Source organism: Plectonema radiosum NIES-515, from assembly GCF_025753815.1.
GTDB lineage: Bacteria > Cyanobacteriota > Cyanobacteriia > Cyanobacteriales > Nostocaceae > Hassallia > Hassallia radiosum_A.
On record NZ_JAOWRF010000317.1, the window covers coordinates 19,442 to 36,149 of the forward strand.

Sequence of the window (16,708 nt, forward strand, 5' to 3'; positions counted from 1 at the left end):
AGATTTGGTAGAGTATTTCATTAATGCGATCGCTTTCTTAAATTTGCCAATACCCTGCAATGCGATTGTATCGGGTCACAATGCGATTGTATCGAGTCACAATGCGATTGTATCGGGTCACAATGCGATTGTATCGGGTCACAATGCGATTGTATCGGGTCACAATGCGATTGTATCGGGTGACAATGCGATTGTATCGGGTCACAATGCGATTGTATCGGGTGACAATGCGATTGTATCGGGTGACAATGCGATTGTATCGGGTCACAATGCGATTGTATCGGGTGACAATGCGATCGCATCGGGTGACAATGCGATCGCATCGGGTGACAATGCGATCGCATCCCCCTGCATTTAAAAACGCGCTTGTTTTTACACAAAACTTTACTTTGCAGCAGTCTGTTGGAGATAACCAGCTGCAACACAGTCGTCAATTAGTTGCTGAATAAAGAACCAAAGTTCAGGTGCCCCTGTTTCTACCGGTGCGATGCGTTTCATTACTTTATCGCGTGTAATGCCATGAATGCGCCAAGTACCACCTTGAGTTTGTTGATTGTGAAGCAAGGGTTGTATGCGGTCTAAAGCTGCGGCAAACTTAGCTGTAGGGGTTTTTCGTGCTTCAAACTCTTCCCAAAGCGATCGCATTTCTTCTCCCTGCTCGACTGGCAAAAGTCCAAATAACCGCAATGCTGCTTGAGTTTCCTTTGCTGCCTTATCTTCGTTTGCTTGCACATCGTAGCAGAAAGTGTCACCCGCATCAATCTCTACTAAGTCGTGAATCAGCAGCATTTTCAACGCACGCAACTGATCGACTCCTGACGGTGCATATTCTGCTAATACTATTGCCATCAGCGCCAAATGCCAAGAGTGTTCTGCACTATTTTCCCTGCGTGAACCGTCAGTTAAGAGCGTTTGACGCAAAATCAACTTGAGCTTGTCGATTTCGATGATGAATTGAATTTGTTGAGTCAGTCGGTTAGTTTGCACTTCCATATGAAGGGAATTAGCGGGACTTAAACATTCTCTCTCCTGAATGCTGAGTTTTCAAACTTACCAAAATTGTCTATAATTATTGTATGTCAAATATGACATATTAACAGTTTAAAGGAAACTTAATTTATTTCTTGATTGAGGCTTGACTATGGATGCAGAGAAGCGTAAACGACTAGAAGCAGCGGGTTTTTGTGTTGGAGATGCAACGGACTTTTTGGAACTTTTGCCTGAAGAAGTAGCTTTTGTGGAAATGAAGCTGTCTTTGAGTAGATATTTGAAGGAACTTCGCATCAAAAATAAGCTTTCTCAGGAACATTTGGCTAAGAAAATCAACTCCAGTCAGTCGCGGGTTGCAAAGATGGAAGCCGGGGATGCGTCGGTTTCGGTGGATTTGATACTTCGGACAATGTTCGCGGTTGGTGCTACTCTTTGAAGATGTGGCAAGAGCGATCGCTTCTTCAAAGAGCAAGCAGTAAGCATTGCCTAATGCATCAATTTATAGGACAGTAAGATAGGTTTCCTTACCTTCCATTGGTAAAAGCCTCAATCGCTGATTTTTCAAATCAGGTTCTAAGCCTAAATCCTCAAAGGGAATTAATCCTAACAAAGGGTCTGTACCTGCTGGCAATTCGATACAATTAAAAGTGCCTTCTCGACCCTCAACACAAAGGCTCAATTCTCTAAAGATACGAACTTTTTGTACTCCCACCGCAATTTTTACGTCTACTTCTCCTTGAAGAACTAGTCCTAATTGATTAATGATGTCTTCAGGTAAGCAAAGTCGAGTAGCACCAGTATCAACTAAGACATTTTTTAAATTAATTGAACGGATTTGATCGGCTGTGATGAATCCTCTTTCTGCCAGAATTTGATCGATGCGGTTAGTGATGATAATTGTGGTCGTAACTTTGCCCATTCTTTTGTCAGTTATGGTTGCCATAATTCCTTTTTCAAAATTATGTTGTCGGGTACGTGATTATGAGAGCTATTAATTCCATTTACCTATTCTAAAATTGATTTAGTCTGTGGTTGATTTAGCGATCGCTCCCAACTGTAACCCCGGTGGAAAACTTCCTTCTTCTTTCACTCGCTTAATATCAGCATCGCTAAACCGCAAATTCAACTTTTGTCCTATCAGCCTCAAAATGTCACCTCTGTCAATTACACCAGCGACAGCATCTGCTGGAGAAAGCACGGTAATATAAGATAGCTGTTCGTTTTCCAGCTTGTTGATTACTTGCGCTAAATTCGTAGACTCTGCAACAGTTGGTATTTCTGTCAAGGGATGCACAATACTTTGCACTCGTTTAGTTTCCCATTCGCTTCTTTCACAAGAGCGCAAATCGTCAATTGAAATCATCCCTTGATAACGTCCATCAGCCGCAGCAAAATAAATCTGTGGTGCGGTGCTTTCTAATAAGTATAAATCGGCAAAAGAACGCAAAGTTTGATTCGCATCGACTACGCGAAACTCGCTAGTCATCGCTTCGCTGCAAGTAAGTTTCAGCAAGCTTTCTTGCAATGTAGTCACACTATCATAGTTTTTGGCGTTGCGGACACCAAACCAACCTAATAAAGCAATCCACAACCCAGTCGCTAATTCTCTGGTAAAGAAATCTACAGCAAATCCTAAGGCGATCGCACTATAACCCAAAATTTGCCCCGCACGGGAAGCCCAGTGTACAGCTTGATAGCGGTTTCCTGTTACTTTCCACAGTGCTGCTTTTAAGACCTGTCCTCCATCTAGGGGTAAGCCAGGAATTAAGTTAAATAGCGCCAAAACTAAGTTAATTCGCGCTAAATCTCCCACCATTACACTCGCTGGGCTGGTGTCAGGCAACACATAAGCCATAACACGCAGCAGAAAAAACAGCATCACACTAACCACCGGACCTGCGATCGCGACTTGAAATGCTTTTCCTGGAGTTTTGGATTCTTCCTCTATAGCAGCAATGCCACCAAAAAGAAACAGGGTAATCGAGTTAACTTTAATACCTTGTGATTGAGCAACTAAGCTATGACCAAGTTCGTGCAACAAGACAGAACCAAATAGCAACAGTGCCATCACCGCTCCAGAACTCCAAGCTAGCACGGGTCCCCATTCTAGGTAAGCTACCCCAAAATTGAGAGTTGCCAGCCCGACAATCAAAAACCATAAAGGATCTAAAAATAGCGGAATTCCAAACAAAGACCCGACTTTCCAACTTTTTTGCATTACATCACCAAAAGAATTAAATATTTCAGTATTTGCGACATTTGAGTTTTAAGTTATTTATTCTACAAAATATTAATTTTTACCGCTTCACCAACGCCGAAGAAACTATACGCTTCTATTTCTAGAATAGACATTGACAATCACGGTAGGATCAATTATACATAGGCGGCTTTCACCCCTGGTAAGACAGCACGAAATACGGTAATACATACCTGTTTCTCCTCTTCTTTTTCAGCCAGTCGTCCTTATACCCAGGTTTATAAAGAAAAATCAAAATGTGTCTTTACAATAGACATCTTCAAATATTAATTATGCGTTGCCCGAACCCCTTGATTAGACGTTGCATGTGCTACGTCTCTACATCTTTTTTGGAGATGTCCAATGCGATCGTGCGTAACTTTTAAAGTAAAAATGCAAAAAGGTGACAGGCGATCGCCTTCCAGATTCCCTTGAAAGGTTCAAACACTTACTCCCCTAGAAAGGGTGACAACATAACACTTGTCCCCACTTTACGGCTCCCGTGAGAATTTTCTTGATATAGAGACGTTACATGTAACGTCTCTACGTATGATAAAACTTACAAACTACCGATATTCGTCAATCCTAAAACGATGCCAATGCCGACAATATGACCGAAACACATTGCTGCGATAAATGCACCAATGCTAATGGGCAGTATAGGCAATTTGGGACCAACTAGGGGCTTTTCAATTTTGAAACTGAGTAAAAGTGCCACTAAACAACTGACGCTGATGATGATCGCTACGGTGGGATTCCACTCAGGTGTAGCGGGAACAGTCGTAGCAGCTGCAAGTAATATTGATGAAATCAAGTTTGTATCTCCGTAAGAGAAAATTAATCTAAACCAGAAAGATTATAAAGTTAGAAAGGGAAAAAAAGAGAAAAACTGGGAATTGTTTGTATAAGTTAAAATTAATATAATTTTGTGACAAATATTTTAATTTTTTATGCGGGTTAAGATTTGCGGCATCACTCAAGCAGAACAAGGGAAAGCGATCGCAAGAGAAGGTGCAACAGCACTAGGATTTATTTGTGTCCTATCTTCACCACGCTACGTCAGTGCAGCGCAAATTCGGGCAGTGGTGACACAACTACCCGAAAATATTGACAATATTGGTGTTTTTGCTAACTCTACAGTTGACGAAATCGCCCAAACTGTTACCGATTCTGGCTTAACTGGTGTTCAACTCCACGGAGACGAATCAACCGAATTTTGCTACCAAGTGCGCCAATCACTACCGGACGTAGAAATTATTAAGGCTTTAAGAATACGCAGCTTAGAAGATTTTGACAAAGCTGCTACTTACACATTTGCCGTGAATACTTTGCTACTTGATGCCTATGATCCCCAACAATTGGGCGGTACTGGTAAAACCTTAGATTGGAAGATGCTACAGCAATTTAGCCCTAGTTGCCCTTGGTTTTTAGCAGGGGGGCTAACCCCAGATAATATTGTCGAGGCTCTAAATCAAGTTAAACCCAGTGGTATAGACTTATCTAGCGGTGTAGAACGCGCTCCTGGTGATAAAGATTTAGACAAGGTAGCGCAGTTGTTTGCGCGACTGCGAGGGAAAACACAATTGGATAGGTAATTTTATTTCGTAGTAGGCAGTTCACTGCCTTCTTCAGCACTGTTAGCGCAGCTTTCCCGTAGGGTAGCGCTGACTACAATATTTTTTCGCTGTTTGTGGAACAGTGCTTACTTTTTGGGAAGTCTAGAATTAGAGGGTGATTTAATCACCTGCTGTCAATGCCTTATAGGAAAGTAAAAATAACTTGTATGAAATCTAATTATAATCGCCAATATATGTTAAAGCTAGGTTTGTTTAGCGCAGGTGCATTGCTGTGCTTGATACCCTTGCTTTCTTTACCAACAATAGTTTCGGCTTCAACTAGACCTCAAGCAGTTCAGATAGCTGCTCTAAATGATTGTGTCAATGATATATCAGAAGGTTTCTCTGTAGAAACGAGAAATTATTATGTAGGTATCTGCTACACAAATAAAGGTAGCTTTTACGTTGTAAGAACCAAAAAATCAGGCGATCGCCTAGTTATTCCCGTGTCTTATAACAAGGGAACAAATGTATATATTGCCAAAAATGGTGAGTATACTTACACCCTTGACTTAAACCAAAATCAGCTAATTATCAACTTACCAAATGGCAACCTGTATACTGACAAAGTGATTAGAGTTATTGATTCATGACGGGAAAACTATGAAGGGTAATGATATAAGTTAGTTCTGCGTGCGTACAATAAGACATTTGTTATCTGTGATGTCGTATCCGCGCTCATTAATATTAATAAAAACATCACAACCCTCGTAGAGACGTTCCGCCGGAACGTCTCTACATTATTATATGTAATTGGCGGGACATTATATTATGTATCTTGACAAATTCAAAGCGCGATTCGTAGAACTGAGTAGTATATACCTAAAAAAGATAACTCCTTGTACAAAAGAAGAAGTTTCTTATCTTGAAGAACAGTTACTACTATCACTACCACTTGCCTATAAAGAGTTTCTTTTTTGGGGAGGGCATAGTGCTGGAGGATTAATGAAAGGGTCAGATTGTTTTTTTCAAAACCTTCTATTAAATCAAGAAACGGCAAAAGAAATATTAATAGAGGATAAATTTACATATCCTCTTAATAAAATGGCAAAAATCAAAAACAACCTCACCCTAGAAGGCTGGACGGCAGATGCGTGACTGCGGGGAAACCCGGACAACGCAGTGCCTGGGCTACACAAACAAAGCCCACAAAGGTGGGCTTTGAATTGGCGATTAGTCGTTAATGAGTCATATAACAACCATCAACTAAGCACTATCTATTAACCACCATCAACTAACCTTAAAAAAACGCTGCTTGATGGCGAATTAAATTAAAGAATTCTTCGCGGGGTTTTTGCTCATCTTGGAATACACCGACCATCGAACTAGTAACAGTCCAAGAACCGGGTTTTTGCACACCCCTCATGACCATGCACATATGGCTAGCTTCCATGACAACGGCAACACCTTTAGGTTGTAAAATAGTTTGAACGGCTTCGGCGATTTGGCGAGTTAGTCTTTCTTGTACTTGCAAGCGTCGGGAATACATTTCGACAATCCGGGCAAGCTTACTCAGTCCTACCACTTTTTGGTTGGGGATATAAGCAACGTGCGCTCTACCCATAAACGGCAGCATGTGGTGTTCGCACAAGCTGAAGAAATTAATATCTCGAACTAACACCATCTCATTATGCCCTTCATCAAAGATGGCATCATTCACGAGGTCTTCTAGAGATTGGTTGTACCCGCTGGTAAGAAACCGCATAGCTTCTGCTACGCGCTTGGGTGTTTTCAAAAGTCCCTCGCGTTCGGGATCTTCTCCGACACCCACTATAATAGACCGCACGGCATCCTTCATTTGCTCCATGTGTTCCTCTGAGGGTTCGTGCAAATCAGGTTTTCGTCCGTAGCGAGTATTGCGATCGGGTCTGGGATTGATGGCTTCTGACAAATCGGCAATTAAAGGAGATTGAGAGGTATTGGAACCGTTGGAACGAGCAGTAGTCATAGAGGTAAGTCTTTGTTAGAGTTTGAATTACTTTTGGGTTATGAGTTGTGGGTTATGAGTTATGAGTTAGGAGTTATGAGTTAGGAGTTATGAGTTATGAGTTACGAGTTATGAGTTATGAGTTACGAGTTATGAGTTATGAGTTATGAGTTATGAGTTACGAGTGTTTAACTAACTCTTAATTCCTAATTCCTAATTCCTAACTTCTAACTCCTAACTTCTAACTCCTAACTCCTAACTCCTAATTCCTAACTCCTAACTTTTAATTCCCCGCCTCAAGAGATGCGCTTACAAAATGCCTTTGCTGGGCATTAAAATCAATTCGTCAACAACAGCTTGTGGTGGTAACAGTGCGGTGTGAAGAATCGATTGAGCAACGATTTCTGGGGTTAACATATTTGTGCGGTCAAGTTTGACGCGGACAGTTTCTGTGTCCCAGAGTTCGGTGTTGACAGCACCTGGACAAATAGTAATGACGCGAATGCCGTGAGCGCGTTCTTCTTGTGCCAAAGCTTGAGAAAGGGATATCAAACCAGCTTTGCTAACGCTGTATGCTCCCCAACTGGCAAAGGCTTGCTTGCCGGCAATAGAGGCTACATTGATGATTGTGCCTAGCCCGCGATCGCGCATTGAAGGTAAAATCCCCAGAATGCACTGAAACACGCTGGTCAGATTTAAGTCGATTACCTGCTGCCAGTCAGCTAAAGGAGTTTCACTCAAAGTGGCTGTGTATGCCATGCCAGCATTGTTGACTAGAATATCTATGTCCCCAAAGTCAGTCACGATCGCATTCATCGACTCTTGTACTTGGGCAACATTTGCTAAATCAACATTATAAGCTTTTGCTGTCACCTCTGCGTGCCTAGCTGCTACTGCTACTGCCTCCAATTTTTCAACAGAACGGCTCACTAAAGCGACATCTATTCCCGCTTTCGCAAATGCCAGTGCTGTTGCTTTGCCAATTCCACTGCTTGCTCCAGTAATCAGAGCGCGTCGTTTCTGGGTAACACTCATGCTATCTCCAATTTTTTTGGTGGTTAGCAAACTGCACCACCACCTAATTACTCAAAACTTTTACTTTGACATAGATTAAACAATTCTGAAAAATATGAGAAATTTTCCTTATAAACTGCTATGGTGGCTTGCCAAAATATGTATATTCTCATTTTTAAGTTTTCCAAAGGAATACTATACAGCTTTCGCTACCGAAATTCTTTGTCCGGAGTGAAAATTGATTAGTTAGTCATTAAAACACCAAAAATGCGAATACCTATGGCTGTTGAAGATTGTTAAAAATCTTTACATACCACAGGCAATTATAGCATTGTGGGAAAACGAATAAATTAGCCCATTGTTTTAAGAATGGGGAACTTCGGTGAAAACACCAATTTTGCGGAATTTTTCATAACGCAATTGACGGCGTTCGGCAGGAGTTAAGCGGTAAAGTTCTTCCAAATTATCCAGCAGAGCTTCTTTAAGAGTATTAACGGCTTTGAGTGGGTCGGAATGAGCGCCACCGATGGGTTCAGGTAATATTTGATCGATAATTCCCAAACCCTTGAGGTCATGTGACGTCATTTTTAAGACAGCGGCAGCTTGAGGAGCTTTGCTAGCATCTTTCCATAAAATGGCGGCGCAGGCTTCGGGAGTAATTACGGTATAAACAGAATGTTCAAACATCATCAGGCGATCGCCTATACCAATACCGAGGGCGCCACCAGAACCACCTTCACCGATGACTGTGCAGATAATTGGCACATCTAGACAGAACATTTCTCGTAAATTGTAGGCGATCGCTTCACCTGCACCTTGTCGTTCGGCGATTACCGTCGGTGAAGCGCCTGGGGTGTCAATAAAGCATAAAATCGGCATCCCAAACCTGTTAGCATGTTCCATCAAGCGCATTGCTTTGCGATAACCGCCAGGGGTTGCCATCCCAAAGTTACGGGCAATATTATCTTTAGTGTCGCGTCCTTTTTGATGACCCAACATGACAACCGGCATTCCACTCAAACGACCCACACCACCAACTAAAGCCGGATCGTCAGAACCACAGCGATCGCCATGTAACTCCATCCATTCATCACTGATTGCCTGAATGTAATCAAGAGTACTAGGGCGGCGGGGATGACGAGCCACTTGCAGCCGCTGAGACGGCGATAAACTAGTAAAAATTTCCTCACGCAGTTCCAGAGAACGAGCTTCTAATTTACGAATTTCACTCTTAACATCGACACCATTTTCTTCCGCAAGTTGACGAATCTGATCAATTCGGTTAGCAAGTTCTGCAAGAGGCTTTTCAAAATCCAACAACAGCGGTTTGCGCTCAGTAGTAGCCATAACTTAGGGGGTAGGGAGTGGGGATGGGGAGGAGCAAAGTGAGGAGTTAGGAGTTAAAAGTGAGAAGTTAAAAATTAGCAGACGCAAAGTTGGGAAACTTTAAACTCCTCATAACTCCTAACTCCTCACTCCTAACTCCGCTCCTCCTAACTTTTTAAACCAGCAGCGGTTTAAATCCGTGTTTGACTGACACCAGACCAATCTGCTCCATTTTTTCTACCGTAATCTGATTTCGCCCCCAAGAAAAGTTCGTATATAACTTCTCAAATTCGAGGAGCATTGATTCGGCAAAGCAAGCAAATAACTGCCTTGCGGGAACATCCATATTGACTATTTTCATAATTTTCCAGTCAATATCTAGAGAATGTTCCACAATGCCACCATTTAAGACATGCACACCTGGATGCTGAATTTTCATGGCGAGGTTTTTCGGATAGCCTCCATCAATCAGCAGACAAGGTTGCTTTAATACAGTGGGGTCAATTTCCACGCCTTTGGGCATACTCGCAACCCAAACCACAATATCAGCTTGTGGTAGTGCTTCATCCAAAGACATGATTTTGCCACGTCCCAATTCATCTTGCAAATTTTTCAGCCGTTCGGAGTTACGCGCTATAAGCAATAGTTCTTTAACATCAGTTCTTGCATCTAGCCAGCGGCAGATAGCACTACCAATATCTCCAGTGGCACCGCAGACAGCAACAGTCGCGTTATTCAGTTCAATTCCCAATTGCTTTGAGGCTTGCTCTACCTGCCGACAAATAATATAGGCAGTGTGGGTATTGCCTGTGGTGAAGCGTTCAAACTCTAGTTTAATGTTGCGGACTTGCCGAAACTGCTCCAAGTTAAAATTTTCAAAAATAATTGAGGAAAACCCACCCAAAGCCGTGATATTTATGCCTTGCTTTTGGGCATGAGACATTGCATTGAGAATTTTGCGGGTTGCTGCCTTGATGCGTCGAGTTGCTAGCATCTCCGGCAAAAAGCAAGATTCTACGTAGCGTCCTTCAATTTTCTGCCCAGTAACACTGGTAACAGTAATATTCTCAACAATTAGGGGCGGGGCGCTGCACCAAAAATCTAAACCTTGATCCGCATATTCTGCGTAGCCCAATTCTTTAGCTACCGCTTGTGCGTGTTCCAAACTAGTGAGATGTCCGATTAGACCAAACATGTAGTGTTATTAAACGTGTGCTTCAAAACAAAGCGTGGAATGAGTGGGGGTGGGGGGAGTTAGGAGTTAGGAGTTAGGAGTTAGGAGTTAAGAGTTAGGAGTTATACTCTTAATTCCTCACTCCTAACTTTTAATTCCTAACTTTTTTACGCGGCTGTGAGTCCGTAGGCTGACATCCGCATAATGTCGCGGGTGGTGAAACCGATGTTGCTTAAAGCTTCTCCGTATTGAATCATGAAGTCTTCTACCAAAGCTTCTTTTTCCATTGCCAAGGTGTGGGCATCTTTCTCAACTTTATTGAGCATTCTCCAGACGATGGGCAGGTTTTGGCGATTTGCGTCTTCTAATTCGGCTTTGGATTGGATAAAGTTTTCTTTCAGCCAAACTTCACCAAAGTTGAGATGGCTGTATTCATCTTTTACCACCCCTTCAGTGATTTTACGAGCAAAATCATCAGCGACGGGGATGTAGCAGTTGTATGCAGCGATCGCAAAACATTCAATAATCAAAGATTGAATCAGCAGGCAAGTAACAACTTTACCCTCGGCTGCTGCATCTTGGAAATTTTGGTGCAAGGTCGAGAAAAACTCCCGGGCAAATTCCAGATCCGGTGTCACCTGGAGATTGCGTCCACAAGCTTCAAACCCCTTCTTGTGGCGACTTTCCATCTTGGATAAGCGAATTAGTTCATCCTTGGTTTCTGGCAGCAGTTCAGCCAGTTTAATGTAATTTTCGTATGCTTCTTGTTCCCCTTCAATCACAATTGCATTAATCCGGCTGTAAGCATCTTTGTAAATTTCGCTTTGAAAATCAATTTTCGATTCGGCTGCAAGCTGCATAGAATGAACGCTCCTGTAATTGTGTTTCTAATTGATACCAGAGTTGAGTGGACCGGATCTTTTAGAGTAATAGTTGCTGTGATTTAATTTAACTTAACAACTTATTATGTTATAGATTAGCGGTTCTGTGGCGTGATGTTCTAGTGGTAAACAAACAAATGCTTTAACCAAAATTTATGTCAAAACAAAGTTGGAATTTTAAATATACCGATTTTTTCAGCCTGGGAGTGCTTATTTTCGGGGCATTTATCGTCCTTTTGCCACTGCTGGTTGTCTTTTTTACCTCCTTTGCTCCGAGGAGTGCATCTCTGGAAATTTTACAGAATAATAAGTGGTCTTTAGCAAATTATCGCGATGCTTGGCAACAAGGTAATTTTTTGCTCGCGTTTGCTAATTCTACCTTGGTGGCAGTAGCTGTGACGGCGTTTCAAATTGTGACTTCGGCGTTAGCGGGTTACGCTTTAGCCCGGTTAAAATTTCGGGGTAAGCAAGCATTGCTGCTAATTATTTTGGCGACGTTGGTGATACCCTTTCAGCTATTGGTGATTCCGATTTTTTTGGTGTTGAAGTGGGGACATCTGATAAACACTTACGGAGCGTTGATTTTACCGACTGCGGTTAATGGCTTTGGCATTTTTTTGTTACGTCAATACTTCCAAACAATTCCCGTGGAGTTGGAAGAAGCCGCAGCGATTGATGGGGCAAACCGATTAGAAATTTTGTGGCGGGTGATGTTACCTTTAGCGCGTCCGGCTTTGGTAACATTGTTTTTGTTCACGTTTATCGGTGAATGGAACGATTTATTTAAGCCTTTGGTGTTTACGACGCGTCCAGAATTAAGAACGGTGCAACTTGCTTTGGCAGAGTTTCAAGAGCAATTTACGAATAATTGGCCTTTGATGATGGCGGCAGTGGCGATCGCCACTATACCTGTGATGGTATTATTTTTGATTGGGCAGCGTCAGTTTATCCGGGGTATTGCCACAACAGGGATGAAGAATTAAGCTGAAAACGGGCAAGATGTTCACATGGAACACCCTAGAATTAATGAGATAAATAAGTATTGGTGCGATCGCTTTACACTAAATCTCAATCCCCTTTCAGAATCTCAATAAAGTTAACTCTCATGGTGGAGTTTTACACTCATTCAACAACGCTAAACTTAAAATCTGTGACAATCAGGAAATATGCAGAGACTGGGTTTAATTTTAATTGTCCTGTCGTTTTTGCCGTGGGTCGCAATTCCTTTTGTTCTGCCATTTTTACCGCTTTCTGTTGCCCAAAAAGCGGCTTCTATTCCCGTGTTGCTGGTTATTGCAGAAATTATGTTTTGGTTGGGTGTGCTGCTGGTGGGTAAACAAGCCGCACAACGCTATCGGCAATACTTCACTTTGGGCTTTGTGAAGAAGCAGGTCAGAAAATTTAGACGGAAAAGGTAATGGCACATCTTGCACCGCACGATGAAAATCATGTCCGTTTAATTAGCAATAATAAAATCACCGTAACCGTCGTAGAGACGTTCGGTGCCGAACCTCTCTACAATATGTGTGATTTGGTTTATCGGAGTTGTTCAACTTCAGATTCAGACAAACCCGTTAATCGGGCTACCTCTTCTATCCCCATTCCTTGCTGAAACAAATTCACAGCTATCTGCCTGATTTGCAATTGTGCTTGTTCAGCACGTTGATGTTCTTGTTCAGCACGTTGATGTTCTTGTTCAGCACGTTGATGTTCTTGTTCAGCTATTTCCTCAGCATTTGGCAGTAACTCTCCATCCATTGTTGCCCAGCGTAACCAGGTGGCATCAATGCCTTTATATATACCTTGCCAGCGCACCAACGCTAAACCTAATGATTGACTCACAAGCTGATTTTGGGCATTTGGTGCGATCGCTTGATATACTCCGCGATTGAGAAAAAACCCGGCAAAATCATCAGCATTAAAAGGGTCAAACCAAAAATATTCAGAGACACGTAACAGATTTTGATAAATTAGCTTTTTCTCATTTTTGTCTTGGGCAGCCGTGCTGTTAGATAGCAATTCAATTACTACGTCAGGTCCCTTTCCCTCTTCCCAGACAACCCAACAAAGACGTTCTTTTTTCGGTACTCCCAATACTACAAAGAAGTCGGGTCCTCGGAAATCTTCATTCTTTACTTGTGCCAAGCTGTAGTAGACAAACATATTGCCCCCGACATAGCCATCATCACGACTTGCTAACCAAATAAATAAAGTATCAATAAGCATGTCCATTTGGACTTTGTGCCGTTGTGTTTCCATTGGGATACCGTCGTCGCTTTTGAGTTCTGCTTGGGTTGGGGGCAGTGCCACGCTAGGTTCATCTAAGATAATTTTTGACATGGCTGTTGAGCTTGGCAGGTGAATTTCTGACTTTATATTAACGTCGTTGTAGTATTCGCATGTAAGCTGCACCAATCAAGAATCCTGCACCATGCACCCAATAAGCAAAGCTAGGTTGATTAATGCTGGTGGAAATGTTTAAACTACCGATGCCGTAAAAAAGTTGTTGTGCAAACCACCAAAATAGATAGAAAATTGCTGGTATTTGAACGGGGATATAGACAATCAGCAGGGGCAAAACTGAGTAGATTTTCGCTTTGGAAAATTTTACCAGATATGCGCCTAAAACGGATGCGATCGCACCATTCGCCCCAATCAATGATACGCTCAAACTCGGTTCGGCGATAATTTCTATCACCCCAGTCAATATCCCAGAAGCCAAATAAAATGCTAGATAGCGTCTAGCCCCGAAAATGTTTTCTACAGTCTTCCCAAAAACCCATAAAAATATTAAATTGCCTAATATTTGACTAAAACTGCCGTGTATAAACATACTTAGTAGTAGTGAAGTGGAACGCAGCACCACTACTATCCAAGCTGCGGGATTACCGGTTAATGCTTGCATAGTCGCCTCACTAATTTGTGCCGGAATCACCCCCCAATTGTTGATAAAGGAGCCTAATTCACCAGTCAGTTCTAATTTTAATTCCCATAAGAATAAAGCCATGTTAATGCCAATCAGCCAGGAATTAACAATCGGCTTTGTGCGCGTATAAATGTTATCGCTAATAGGAATCATACGGATTTGAGATTTGAGATTTGAGATTTTAAATTAATATTTCCCCCCATCCCCCCCTCGTCCCCTCCCCCCCTCCATCCGGTTCCCCTGTGGCAAGATTGGAATCAGATAGTATCGCACTGGAAATGGCAAGGCAAATGCTGGGAAACACACTTGTTGGACGATACCAAATTATTAAACATTTGGGAGGTGGTGGATTTGGGGAAACTTTTGTTGCCTGTGACACTCAATTACCAGGTTTACCTCAATGTGTTGTCAAAAAACTCAAACCTCAGTCAAATGACCCAGTATCTTTGCAAACAGCTAGACGTTTATTCGATACGGAAGCTCAAGTTCTCTATAAGTTGGGTACTCACGATCGCATTCCCCAACTTTTAGCTTACTTTGAGGAAAATGAAGAATTTTATCTCGTTCAAGAATTTATCGAAGGTCATGACCTTAGTCAAGAGTTAACATCAGAAAAAACTCTCACTCAAGCGGAAGTTATTTCTCTTTTAGAAGAAGTATTAGAAATCTTAGAGTTTGTCCATCAACAAAAGGTTATTCATCGCGATGTTAATCCGCGAAATATACTCAGACGACAGCTAGATAATAAGTTAATTTTAATCGACTTTGGAGCCGTTAAAGAAATTACTACTCAAGTAATTAATCTGCAAATCAAAACCAAATCTACAGTTGCTATCGGAACTCCCGGATATATGCCTAGTGAACAAGCTCAAGGTACTCCAAAATATAGTAGTGATATTTATGCTTTGGGGATAATTGCTATTCAAGCATTAACAGGTTTATCATCTGAGCAAATTGAAAAAGATGTAGAAACAAATGAAATTATCTGGCAAAATCATATTTCGGCAATGCCAGAGTTAGCAAATTTTATCGATAAAATGGTGCGTTATGACTTTCGACAACGCTATGCTTCGGCAACTTTAGCATTACAAACACTCAAAGATTTACATAAGTCACAATCTAAGACAGTTACATTAAATTTTTCTCCGATAAAAAATCAAATAAGCAAAGTCAACCAAAAACAAAAAAATATCTTTATAAAATCTTTAATCGGGTTAAGTTTAATCGGGATAAGTATTGGAGCTTCTCTAGCGATTGTTCATAAAATTAATTCCCAGAATGCTCTAGAGTTATATAATCAAGCAAATACGCTTTATGATTTGCAACGCTATCAAGATGCTTTATCTGTGTATGAAAAAGCAGTTGATATTAAACCAAAATATGCTCAAGGGTGGAATGGTCAAGGAAAAACTCTGTATGAGTTAAAGCAATATAAAGAAGCTTTGACAGCATACGATAAGGCAATTCAAATTAAACCAGATTATTTAGATGCTTGGAGTGGACGAGGTTTTGTTTTGGGTAAGTTGCAGCGTTATACTGAAGCGATCGCTTCTTTTGACAAAGCTTTACAATTAGAAAACAATCACTCAGATGTCTGGAATGCTAAAGGTGAAGCGTTAAGTAATTTAACACAATATGACAATGCTATTAAAGCTTATGATAAAGCCATTGAATTCAAAGCAGATTATTCAGAAGCGTGGTATAATAAAGGACTTGCGTTACATAATTTAAAACGATATCAAGAGGCTATTACCGCATACGACAAAGCTGTAGAATTAAAACCAGATTACTCGATAGCTTGGTATAACCGGGGCAATGCGCTAGTTAATCTACAACGCTATCAAGATGCATTTACAGCTTATGATAAAGCTGTGCAATATAAAGATAATTATTACCAAGCTTGGTTATCTAGAGGCAATATGCTGATTAACTTGCAACGCTATCTAGAAGCAATTGAATCTTTAAATCAAGTTATTAAATACAATCGCAACAGCTATCAAGCATGGTTTAATCGGGGTTGGGCACTTCATAAAATGCAACGTTATGATGATGCTGTAACATCTTATAATAAAGCAATAGAAATTAAACGCAACGATTATCAAGTTTGGTACAATCTGGGAAATTCGCTATTTAATTTAAAGAAATACCAAGAAGCGATCGCATCTTATAATAGAGCAGTTCGTTACAAAGCTGATTCTTACGAAACTTGGTATAGTCGAGGCAATGCGTTATATAATTTGAAACGATATCAAGATGCGATCGCTTCATATGAACAAGCGATTAAATTTAAGCCAGATTACAAGGAAGCTATTGATGCTCGGAATGTAACTCAAAGTATATTGCAAGCGGAGAAATCTAAACTTCCGGTTATTCCTAATTTTTAATACAGCAAAAGTTGGGAGTTGGGAGTTGGGAGTTTGGAGTTTAGAGTTTGGAGTGAGGAGTGAGGAGTTAGGAGTTAGGAGTTGGGAGTTGGGAGTTTGGAGTTTGGAGTGAGGAGTGAGGAGTTGGGAGTTAGGAGTTTGGAGTTTGGAGTCATCCCTTATCCCCTTGTCCCCTTGTCCCCCTTGTCCCCCTTGTCCCCTTGTCCCCCTTGTCCCCTTGTCCCCTTGTCCCCC

19 protein-coding genes are annotated in these 16,708 nt (G+C 41.4%); 8 read left to right on the top strand and 11 right to left on the bottom strand.

Annotated features, from left to right (window positions below):
• The first annotated feature begins 4 nt into the window (after positions 1-4).
• Positions 5-358, top strand: a complete 354-nt coding sequence (locus tag OGM63_RS22300; protein ID WP_263747848.1) for a hypothetical protein — start codon at positions 5-7, stop codon at positions 356-358.
• A 26-nt stretch (positions 359-384) separates the two neighbouring features.
• Here OGM63_RS22300 and OGM63_RS22305 read toward each other — a convergent pair whose 3' ends face one another.
• Positions 385-993, bottom strand: a complete 609-nt coding sequence (locus OGM63_RS22305; RefSeq protein ID WP_263747849.1) for an HD domain-containing protein — start codon at positions 991-993, stop codon at positions 385-387.
• A gap of 148 nt (positions 994-1,141) precedes the next feature.
• Between OGM63_RS22305 and OGM63_RS22310 the strand changes: the two genes are divergently transcribed.
• Positions 1,142-1,426 (top strand): helix-turn-helix transcriptional regulator, encoded by a 285-nt coding sequence (locus tag OGM63_RS22310; protein ID WP_263747850.1) that lies wholly within the window; start codon positions 1,142-1,144, stop codon positions 1,424-1,426.
• 63 nt (positions 1,427-1,489) lie between these two features.
• Here the strand turns inward: OGM63_RS22310 and OGM63_RS22315 are convergent, their stop codons facing one another.
• From OGM63_RS22315 to psaK, 3 genes are all read right to left on the bottom strand, one after another.
• On the bottom strand, positions 1,490-1,933 hold the full coding sequence (locus tag OGM63_RS22315) for a pepsin/retropepsin-like aspartic protease family protein (RefSeq protein WP_263747851.1): 444 nt from the start codon (positions 1,931-1,933) through the stop codon (positions 1,490-1,492).
• A 78-nt stretch (positions 1,934-2,011) separates the two neighbouring features.
• Positions 2,012-3,208, bottom strand: a complete 1,197-nt coding sequence (locus tag OGM63_RS22320) for a site-2 protease family protein (RefSeq protein ID WP_263747852.1) — start codon at positions 3,206-3,208, stop codon at positions 2,012-2,014.
• A 577-nt stretch (positions 3,209-3,785) separates the two neighbouring features.
• Positions 3,786-4,040, bottom strand: a complete 255-nt coding sequence (gene psaK, locus OGM63_RS22325; RefSeq protein WP_263747853.1) for a photosystem I reaction center subunit PsaK — start codon at positions 4,038-4,040, stop codon at positions 3,786-3,788.
• A gap of 136 nt (positions 4,041-4,176) precedes the next feature.
• Between psaK and OGM63_RS22330 the strand changes: the two genes are divergently transcribed.
• From OGM63_RS22330 to OGM63_RS22340, 3 genes are all read left to right on the top strand, one after another.
• A complete protein-coding gene (locus tag OGM63_RS22330; RefSeq protein ID WP_263747854.1) occupies positions 4,177-4,821 on the top strand; it encodes a phosphoribosylanthranilate isomerase in 645 nt (214 codons plus the stop codon).
• Between the two features lie 188 nt (positions 4,822-5,009).
• Positions 5,010-5,435, top strand: coding sequence for a hypothetical protein (locus OGM63_RS22335; protein ID WP_263747855.1), 426 nt, complete (start codon positions 5,010-5,012; stop codon positions 5,433-5,435).
• Between the two features lie 178 nt (positions 5,436-5,613).
• Entirely contained in the window at positions 5,614-5,940 is a 327-nt protein-coding gene (locus tag OGM63_RS22340) for an SMI1/KNR4 family protein (RefSeq protein ID WP_263747856.1), read from the top strand.
• Between the two features lie 142 nt (positions 5,941-6,082).
• Here the strand turns inward: OGM63_RS22340 and folE are convergent, their stop codons facing one another.
• From folE to OGM63_RS22365, 5 genes are all read right to left on the bottom strand, one after another.
• Entirely contained in the window at positions 6,083-6,790 is a 708-nt protein-coding gene (gene folE, locus OGM63_RS22345; protein WP_263747857.1) for a GTP cyclohydrolase I FolE, read from the bottom strand.
• A gap of 288 nt (positions 6,791-7,078) precedes the next feature.
• Positions 7,079-7,804 (bottom strand): SDR family oxidoreductase, encoded by a 726-nt coding sequence (locus OGM63_RS22350; RefSeq protein WP_263747858.1) that lies wholly within the window; start codon positions 7,802-7,804, stop codon positions 7,079-7,081.
• A 342-nt stretch (positions 7,805-8,146) separates the two neighbouring features.
• Positions 8,147-9,130: an acetyl-CoA carboxylase carboxyltransferase subunit alpha gene (locus OGM63_RS22355; RefSeq protein ID WP_263747859.1), complete on the bottom strand. Its 984-nt coding sequence runs from the start codon at positions 9,128-9,130 to the stop codon at positions 8,147-8,149.
• Positions 9,131-9,284: 154 nt separating this feature from the next.
• On the bottom strand, positions 9,285-10,304 hold the full coding sequence (locus OGM63_RS22360; RefSeq protein WP_263747860.1) for a long-chain acyl-[acyl-carrier-protein] reductase: 1,020 nt from the start codon (positions 10,302-10,304) through the stop codon (positions 9,285-9,287).
• Between the two features lie 146 nt (positions 10,305-10,450).
• Entirely contained in the window at positions 10,451-11,143 is a 693-nt protein-coding gene (locus tag OGM63_RS22365; protein WP_263747862.1) for an aldehyde oxygenase (deformylating), read from the bottom strand.
• Between the two features lie 176 nt (positions 11,144-11,319).
• Here OGM63_RS22365 and OGM63_RS22370 point away from each other — a divergent pair, with 176 nt between their 5' ends.
• Together OGM63_RS22370 and OGM63_RS22375 are read left to right on the top strand one after the other, a co-directional pair.
• On the top strand, positions 11,320-12,147 hold the full coding sequence (locus tag OGM63_RS22370; RefSeq protein WP_263747863.1) for a carbohydrate ABC transporter permease: 828 nt from the start codon (positions 11,320-11,322) through the stop codon (positions 12,145-12,147).
• A gap of 183 nt (positions 12,148-12,330) precedes the next feature.
• Positions 12,331-12,582: a transporter suffix domain-containing protein gene (locus tag OGM63_RS22375; RefSeq protein ID WP_263747864.1), complete on the top strand. Its 252-nt coding sequence runs from the start codon at positions 12,331-12,333 to the stop codon at positions 12,580-12,582.
• A 118-nt stretch (positions 12,583-12,700) separates the two neighbouring features.
• On the opposite strand, the gene OGM63_RS22380 is transcribed toward OGM63_RS22375, so the two are convergent.
• Both OGM63_RS22380 and OGM63_RS22385 read right to left on the bottom strand, forming a co-directional pair.
• Positions 12,701-13,504 carry a Uma2 family endonuclease gene (locus OGM63_RS22380; RefSeq protein ID WP_263747865.1) on the bottom strand — a complete coding sequence of 268 codons (804 nt, stop codon included), beginning with the start codon at positions 13,502-13,504 and terminating at the stop codon, positions 12,701-12,703.
• Positions 13,505-13,541: 37 nt separating this feature from the next.
• Entirely contained in the window at positions 13,542-14,243 is a 702-nt protein-coding gene (locus OGM63_RS22385) for a rhomboid family intramembrane serine protease (protein WP_263747866.1), read from the bottom strand.
• A gap of 89 nt (positions 14,244-14,332) precedes the next feature.
• Here OGM63_RS22385 and OGM63_RS22390 point away from each other — a divergent pair, with 89 nt between their 5' ends.
• The gene (locus tag OGM63_RS22390) at positions 14,333-16,474 is read left to right on the top strand and encodes a serine/threonine-protein kinase (RefSeq protein ID WP_263747867.1); all 2,142 of its coding nucleotides are present in this window, start codon (positions 14,333-14,335) and stop codon (positions 16,472-16,474) included.
• The last annotated feature ends 234 nt before the right edge of the window (positions 16,475-16,708 follow it).

Excerpts from the sequence above, each read along its gene's own strand:
- OGM63_RS22305 (WP_263747849.1), bottom strand. The coding sequence starts at position 993 with ATGGAAGTGCAAACTAACCGACTGACTCAACAAATTCAATTCATCATC.
- OGM63_RS22310 (WP_263747850.1), top strand. The coding sequence starts at position 1,142 with ATGGATGCAGAGAAGCGTAAACGACTAGAAGCAGCGGGTTTTTGTGTT.
- OGM63_RS22315 (WP_263747851.1), bottom strand. The coding sequence starts at position 1,933 with ATGGCAACCATAACTGACAAAAGAATGGGCAAAGTTACGACCACAATT.
- OGM63_RS22320 (WP_263747852.1), bottom strand. The coding sequence starts at position 3,208 with ATGCAAAAAAGTTGGAAAGTCGGGTCTTTGTTTGGAATTCCGCTATTT.
- OGM63_RS22330 (WP_263747854.1), top strand. The coding sequence starts at position 4,177 with ATGCGGGTTAAGATTTGCGGCATCACTCAAGCAGAACAAGGGAAAGCG.
- OGM63_RS22335 (WP_263747855.1), top strand. The coding sequence starts at position 5,010 with ATGAAATCTAATTATAATCGCCAATATATGTTAAAGCTAGGTTTGTTT.
- OGM63_RS22340 (WP_263747856.1), top strand. The coding sequence starts at position 5,614 with ATGTATCTTGACAAATTCAAAGCGCGATTCGTAGAACTGAGTAGTATA.
- folE (WP_263747857.1), bottom strand. The coding sequence starts at position 6,790 with ATGACTACTGCTCGTTCCAACGGTTCCAATACCTCTCAATCTCCTTTA.
- OGM63_RS22350 (WP_263747858.1), bottom strand. The coding sequence starts at position 7,804 with ATGAGTGTTACCCAGAAACGACGCGCTCTGATTACTGGAGCAAGCAGT.
- OGM63_RS22355 (WP_263747859.1), bottom strand. The coding sequence starts at position 9,130 with ATGGCTACTACTGAGCGCAAACCGCTGTTGTTGGATTTTGAAAAGCCT.
- OGM63_RS22360 (WP_263747860.1), bottom strand. The coding sequence starts at position 10,304 with ATGTTTGGTCTAATCGGACATCTCACTAGTTTGGAACACGCACAAGCG.
- OGM63_RS22365 (WP_263747862.1), bottom strand. The coding sequence starts at position 11,143 with ATGCAGCTTGCAGCCGAATCGAAAATTGATTTTCAAAGCGAAATTTAC.
- OGM63_RS22370 (WP_263747863.1), top strand. The coding sequence starts at position 11,320 with ATGTCAAAACAAAGTTGGAATTTTAAATATACCGATTTTTTCAGCCTG.
- OGM63_RS22375 (WP_263747864.1), top strand. The coding sequence starts at position 12,331 with ATGCAGAGACTGGGTTTAATTTTAATTGTCCTGTCGTTTTTGCCGTGG.
- OGM63_RS22380 (WP_263747865.1), bottom strand. The coding sequence starts at position 13,504 with ATGTCAAAAATTATCTTAGATGAACCTAGCGTGGCACTGCCCCCAACC.
- OGM63_RS22385 (WP_263747866.1), bottom strand. The coding sequence starts at position 14,243 with ATGATTCCTATTAGCGATAACATTTATACGCGCACAAAGCCGATTGTT.